Origin of the sequence: Bacillus sp. GMa5/1 (genome assembly GCF_050172015.1) — a bacterium.
Taxonomy (GTDB): domain Bacteria; phylum Bacillota; class Bacilli; order Bacillales; family Bacillaceae_G; genus Bacillus_A; species Bacillus_A cereus.
The window spans coordinates 1-6709 of the sequence record NZ_JBNLYC010000198.1; the positions used below are offsets into that span (position 1 = coordinate 1).

Genomic DNA, 6709 nt, shown 5'->3' on the forward strand with positions numbered 1-6709 from the left:
AATTCACTTTTGAATATGTTAATAAAGTAGCAAATTCATAGGAAATGGTAATACTTAATATTTTATGTCACATAATGTGTAAAGGGGGCGTGTAATGAAATCGTTAACGGTTATTATTTTGTACAGTGAAAGAGAGCAAATGTTAGAAGAGTCAATTCAATCTATATGGAAGTTAAATCCTCTTGAAATTATAATTTTCGTTCCTAACGATAGAAGTAATTTGTATGAAATAGCAAAGAAACATAAATGCCATATTGTTTTGATGGATAAATATAGTACGTATTATGATGGGTATGAAGCTTCTGTAAAGGCAGCAAAAGGAGATGTATTGTTATTTTTAGATAGTAATTTTTTATTATCTTCAACTGAAATGAAGAATTTTATTGAGCCAGTTGTTACAAATCAGGCGGATGTAGTATTAAACAAAATAGATAAATTTATAGAAGTTGGTAAATGTCCGAATATGGATATTGTTTGGAGAAAAATGTTAAATGAAATTTTAAGTCGACCAGATTTAAAAAGCAATTCAATACTTTCATTACCATATGCACTTACGAAAGAAGTAGTGGTAAATATCGGCTTTGATTATATAAAAGATATCGTTCTAGCTCATATGAACATAGTGAATCAAGGCTGGCGGATTAACAATCAATATGCAATAAGAACGTTATCTAAAGATGAAATGTTAGAAGAAGAAGGGTATTTATTTAAAAAAGAATTATTAGAAAATGAAAAAGAGAAAGTGGAAAAATATTTAATTGGTATATCCAAATGGATAGAGAAAAAGGGAAGAAGAGTAGGATTTACTGATGCAGGAAAAAGAAGAGATATTATTCAAAGATTAGGTGAAAGCAAGCAGTATCCTTCGTATCATCGAGGCTGGGGAATGCATTCTTCAATTTATAACGGGAAACAACTTTCTGTCATTATACCAGTACAAAATGAAGAAGAGACTATAGAACAAGTAATACTTGAGGCGAGAAAAATAGAACCACTAGAAATAATTGTCGTTGTAAATGGTTCGACAGATCAAACGGCTAATATTGCTAAAAGACTTGGTGTTACTATTATTGAATATAACGAACGACTTGGTCATAATGTTGGACGTGCTATTGGAGCGCTTGAAGCTACAGGAGATATTCTTTTATTTATTGATGGTGATTTTAGTGTTTCAGGAAGTAATTTGCATCATTTTACAAAAGCAGTTTCAGCTGGTGTAGACATAGCATTAAATGATTTGAATCCGATGTTACATCCTCCGTTTTATGTTGTAGACGTCGTAAAATATATGCTTAATTTAGCATATAATCGTCCAGAATTAAGCAATGGCTCATTAGTAGCAATTCCACACGCTATGAGTAGATCATGTTTAGATGCAATAGGCTGGGAAAGCTTACTATGCCCTAGTCTTGCACAAGTAAAAGCTATATTACAAGGGTATAGAGTAGAATGTGTACATTACGTTGATGTTGTAAAACCGAATAGAATTCGTTTAATGGAGAATGTAAGTCACAATGGACATCCTCCGGCAGTATTAAGAATAATTGGTGATCACGTTGAAGCTCTCTCTTACTTAATAGAACATCTTGAAATAGATGGAAAGGGTGATTAAACTGTTAGACCAGTACAAAAAAATTAACATTTCATATGAACAATTATGGCAAATGGATTTTCAAATTACAGAACCATTTATACTCAAGGTTGATTGGGATAAAGTAACGTATGAATTTTTAATTCGTATTAAGCCCGATGCTTCTAACACTATTGTTTTTGGATCCGGAGCAGGTGGGTTTCAAGAACAGCCAATTGGTCCACCTATTTTTCATCGACATTCTTGGATGGATGAATTTGAAGATACTGTTATATATTATAATGACCCTACGTTATATCTTGGAAAATTATCTTTAGGCTGGGGACAGGGAGAGTTAAATAGATTTTATTTACAAGATATAGCAAATATTTTAGAAATAGTATTTGTAAAGTTAAAAGTTGATTCGAAAAATGTGTTGTTTTATGGCAGTTCCGGGGGAGGATTTATGTCTTTAATTTTAGCTGGATTCGTTAAGGGCTCCACAGCTTTAATTAATAATCCTCAAACAAATTTATTAAAATGGATACCTGTACCAATAAATCTAGTTTTCGATTTGTCTTATCCAAATTTATCAAGAGAAGAAATTGAGGAGAAATTTGGCGAAAGAATTAATGTTGTGAAATTTTTTAATCACATTAAATATGTACCGAATATTTATTTTTTACAAAATTTCGCGTGTGAATTTGATGTGCAAAATCATTTACTACCATTTATTTCTGAATTAGAGCAACTTGATAAAGACACGGAAGTAAATCAAATTATAATTGACTTATATTTTGATAAAAAAGCAGGGCATGCAGCTGTAGGGAAGAGTGAAACAATTGAATATATAAAAAAAGTAAAACCTAATCAGACTGTAAAAGAAGAACAAAAAGAAGTGGACCTATCAGTCGTTATAGTTTTAGGAGAAGAAAAATCAAAATTGAATCAAATTTTAAATAAAGTGCAGCATATAAAACCAATAGAAATTATTATTGTAGCTGATGATAGAATGAGTGCGATACAATCTATACCAACATTTGTTGAAAGTAACGTTGTTGTGATTGAGGAGAAAAGTAAACGGAAAGCACCAGTTCATGGGGCAAAAATCGCCAATGGTGATGTAGTCTTATTTTTAGATGGGGAAGATGTTATTTTTTCGGTAGAATTAGAGCGATTTATAGAACCGATACTGAAAAAGGAACAGGATGTAATCTTAAATAACATAGACTCCGTATGTTTTGAAAAGATGAGAGTAGAATGGCCAAGTATTGCTATGGTGTATAGAAAAATAGTAAACGATGTATTGGGGCGTATGGATTTAAAATATGATTCGATGTTATCTATGCCATATGCTATTACTAAAAAAGCAATTGAAGACATTGGATATGATATCTTGCAGAACCCTATTCTGTCCCAAGTCACTCTTATTGAGAAAGGGTGGCGACTACAATCCTCGTCAGCCATCACTAACACCTCCTTGAATAATATGCCCGCAAACGAAACCTCTTTCTATAAAAATGAATTAACTAAATTAGAAGTATATGAGATTAAAGAAAATATAAAAGCTTTGGAGAGTTGGTTACAACGAAAAGATGATAGAGGTAACTATACAGATGGAGGAAGAAAAAGAGAAATTATAGAGCAGTTAAAAAAACAAAAGAATTATTCACGTTTCCATAAAGGATGGGGAATGAATTCATCAATTTATAATGGAAAACAGTTATCAATTATTATACCAGCACAAAATGAAGAATCAACGATTAAAGAAGTTATTCTTGAGGCAAGAAAAATTGAACCGAAAGAAATAATTGTTGTCATTAATGGGTCAACAGATCAGACAGAAGTAATCGCTAAGCAATCAGGGGCAACAGTAATTGTTTATGAAGAAAGATTAGGGCATGATGTAGGACGGGCAATTGGTGCACAAGAAGCCACAGGGGATATACTTCTCTTTATTGATGCTGATTTTGCTATTCCAGCAAAAGATCTTCATCCGTTAACGCAAGCTGTTGCGGATGGTGTTGATATGGTTTTAAATGATTTAAATTTAAATCTTAGATTTCCTCTATATATTGTAAGTTTATATAAATATATGTTGAATATTGCTTGTAACCGTAAAGATTTAGGGGTAGGATCTACAATTGCTGTTCCCCATGCTATTAGTAGAAAATGTTTAGAGGGAATTGGCTGGGACACTCTTCACACAGCGTGTGTTGCACAAGTAAAGGCAATATTAGAAGGGTATAAAGTCGGATGTGTCCATTTTGTAGATGTAATGAAACCAAATCGTATTCGGCCACAAGAGCATTTTGCGACGATAGGACATCCACCAGCTGTATTGAGAATTACTGGGGATCATTTAGAAGGACTTTCATATTTATTGAAGAATAAGGATTTTAAAGATTTATTTTAAAAGGTAAATTTGTCTATTGAATGAGTAACTTAAACATTTCATTTATGCAACTTGACGATATTTAGTATTGCAATGAAACTAAAATCAAAAATTTTTATTATTTTTAGCTCAGGTACAAGTGAAGAGCATGTTTCACTGACTGATAGTAAATGAACAAGTAACTAAAAGGTAAAGGCTTCTTTATATATATGAAGAAGCTTTTATCTTTTTTATTTTAAGTATGGAAGGTAAAGGGTAAATAAAGTTGTATTTTTATTTTTGGATAAATCGATATTAGATATAAGAAAGAAGGGAATATTTTGTCTTGCACCAATAAAAGTTGTTTTAATATTTCTTTAGAAACTAAAGTCAATCCAAATGGTGGCGCAGAAATATTCGTAAGGTGCAATGATGAAAGTTTGTCTAATTTTAATGTAATACCATTTATCGCATGTATTTCTATTGCAGTGAAAGATGATTTGAGTTTCTTAGTTAATTTAGATAGTTTAATCAAACGTTAATTGCCTATAAAACGAATAGTAAAATAGCATCTAATTTACAAGACTTAGTAAGAGAGTCGTGTCCGAATTTGATTAACTGCATATATTGTTAAAAGAAAGGAGGGAGAGTTATGGCATGTACTACGAATAATGTTTGTTTAGATGTGTGTCTTAAAATTACAATTACCCCTGGTAGTGGAATTGATGCAGTAGTCGATTGTGGAGGCACATGTGGGACAAGTCCTACTATTGTAATTAGTCCTAGTGGATCAATTGTTATTACTTTACCATTAGTTGCATGTTTCTCAATTGCACTAAAAGATGATTTAAGTGTTGACTCTTCATTAACAAGCCTCTATTTTCAAACTTCTTAAGAAAGATACAGAAATGAAAAGCCTGCCTGCTACTTCTCTTTTGATCTAATGTAAAAATAAAAAAGATGGTTACAACCATCTTTTTTATTTTGCTATATATTTAAAATAAATTCATATATTATTTGGTGGTAAGAATATACAATTAAAAGCATTCAGTGTTTCTTTTTTTGTTCGATGAGGTAAGAAATTGCTTCTATATGATCACCAATGATTTGTTGCGTTGCTAATGAAAGGTAGCCTTCCTGCGAGAAGTGTTTTTCTGGTCGAACTCGATTTATCTTGTCAACGTCGATAGAATGAACATTTTGTACATGCAATCCTGCTAAAATTGTTTTAACTTGACTTAAGGTTGGTGAAAGAAGAGAAGCAAACCCAATTGTATCAATGCATTTTCGACTAAAAGCATGAGGGACAGCAGTTGTGGAGCCCATACCTAAATCTTTTCGATTACATGCTAAATTAACAACATGCTTACATGCAGTTACGATAGTATAAGGAACACGATACATGTAGTAGTGCTCTAATTTATTTAAAGCTAAATCGGTTCCATTTTGAACAGATTGTACAAATGGTAATAAATCAGAACTAGGAATTAAGAAATCACCATCAATAAATAATAATATATCACCTTTTGCAAAATATGCACCAACGGCACGTCCGGTATCAATGCCGAGTGCTTCTTTGTAAGTAATAACTGTTGCACCGCAATTCTTCGCCAATTCCTCTGTTTTATCTGTTGATCCATTAACAATAATGATGATTTCTAAAGGTTTTAATTTCTGCACCTCAAAAATGATAGATTCTATCGTTTTTTCTTCATTTTGAACAGGGATAATGATGGATAATTGTTTATTTCCATAAGTATTTGAATAAAACTCTTTACCTGTAATTATTTTGGATATAGCTCTTTGTTCGCCGTTTTGAAGTTCTAAAATAATATCCCGCCTTCGATTATTATCAGTATGGTTTCCTCTTGAATCTTGTAATATATTTACCCAATTTTCAATTGCTTCTAGGTGATAACGAATGAGTTGTTTTGAGGGGAAGGAGGGAATTTGCGGTATAGAAATTTTAAAATGATTGCTAATGCGAAAATTATTTTTAATAATTTTCATTTGTGCTAATATCGGATTTAATAAACTTTCTGGAGTAATTGCTTCAAGAATTTTCTTTGTTACCGCGTAGGGAGGAAATAATAGTGAGTTAACATGTAAATCTGGACGATGAAAGAAATGATTCGTAACTTGCTGCCAAATCATTTCTATAGTTGGCTTTTGCTTTTGATAAAAAAAATCATCTAAATTGTTTAATACTAAGTCAGCTGATTTATCTAGTAATGGTTGAAGAAATTGTTTAAGTAAGGAAGGGGGGATATTGTAATTTGCATCTAAAAATAAGAGGTACTTACCTTTTGCTTTTTTGGCACCAATTACATAACAATTATTTGATTCTGTCGGTTCTTCTAATGTGATAATTTTACAATTGTAAGATTGTGCAATATCAATGGAATCATCGATACATCCGTTAATAGTAAGGATAATTTCTGAAGGCTGTAGTTGTTCACAGGCTTTCAAAATTTCAGGTAAAACTTTTATGTTATGCTGTATACGAATAATAATAGAAATTGGATTTTTACACATAAGTAGTCTCCTTTTTAATCAGAGGTAGTTATTAATAAGGTTAGATAAAATAGGAGATATATATTTTATTATATACGTAACGACTATTTAGTTTTATCAGACTTAGAATTTTCATTACTTGAATTGGAACCTTTATTTATTCCAGACGCGAGTAAATTATTGAGAACGCTAAGGTCTAATTGCATAGGGATTGAGTTTTCGGATGTAGTTTTCTCATTTTCTTTTTTTGT

General features: G+C 31.6%; 5 protein-coding genes. 4 read left to right on the plus strand and 1 reads right to left on the minus strand.

Going from position 1 to position 6709, the window contains the following annotated elements; translation table 11 throughout:
* The first annotated feature begins 94 nt into the window (after positions 1-94).
* The 4 genes from ACQGSG_RS25100 to ACQGSG_RS25115 all read left to right on the plus strand — a co-directional run bounded on the left by ACQGSG_RS25100 (position 95) and on the right by ACQGSG_RS25115 (position 4839).
* Positions 95-1612 (plus strand): glycosyltransferase family 2 protein, encoded by a 1518-nt coding sequence (locus tag ACQGSG_RS25100; RefSeq protein WP_214632024.1) that lies wholly within the window; start codon positions 95-97, stop codon positions 1610-1612.
* A 52-nt stretch (positions 1613-1664) separates the two neighbouring features.
* Positions 1665-3986: a glycosyltransferase family 2 protein gene (locus ACQGSG_RS25105; RefSeq protein ID WP_135238842.1), complete on the plus strand. Its 2322-nt coding sequence runs from the start codon at positions 1665-1667 to the stop codon at positions 3984-3986.
* Positions 3987-4285: 299 nt separating this feature from the next.
* Positions 4286-4486 (plus strand): hypothetical protein, encoded by a 201-nt coding sequence (locus tag ACQGSG_RS25110; protein ID WP_426948263.1) that lies wholly within the window; start codon positions 4286-4288, stop codon positions 4484-4486.
* Between the two features lie 110 nt (positions 4487-4596).
* On the plus strand, positions 4597-4839 hold the full coding sequence (locus ACQGSG_RS25115; protein ID WP_000752474.1) for a hypothetical protein: 243 nt from the start codon (positions 4597-4599) through the stop codon (positions 4837-4839).
* A gap of 152 nt (positions 4840-4991) precedes the next feature.
* On the opposite strand, the gene ACQGSG_RS25120 is transcribed toward ACQGSG_RS25115, so the two are convergent.
* Positions 4992-6479 carry a glycosyltransferase family 2 protein gene (locus tag ACQGSG_RS25120; RefSeq protein ID WP_214632023.1) on the minus strand — a complete coding sequence of 496 codons (1488 nt, stop codon included), beginning with the start codon at positions 6477-6479 and terminating at the stop codon, positions 4992-4994.
* Between the last annotated feature and the right edge of the window lie 230 nt (positions 6480-6709).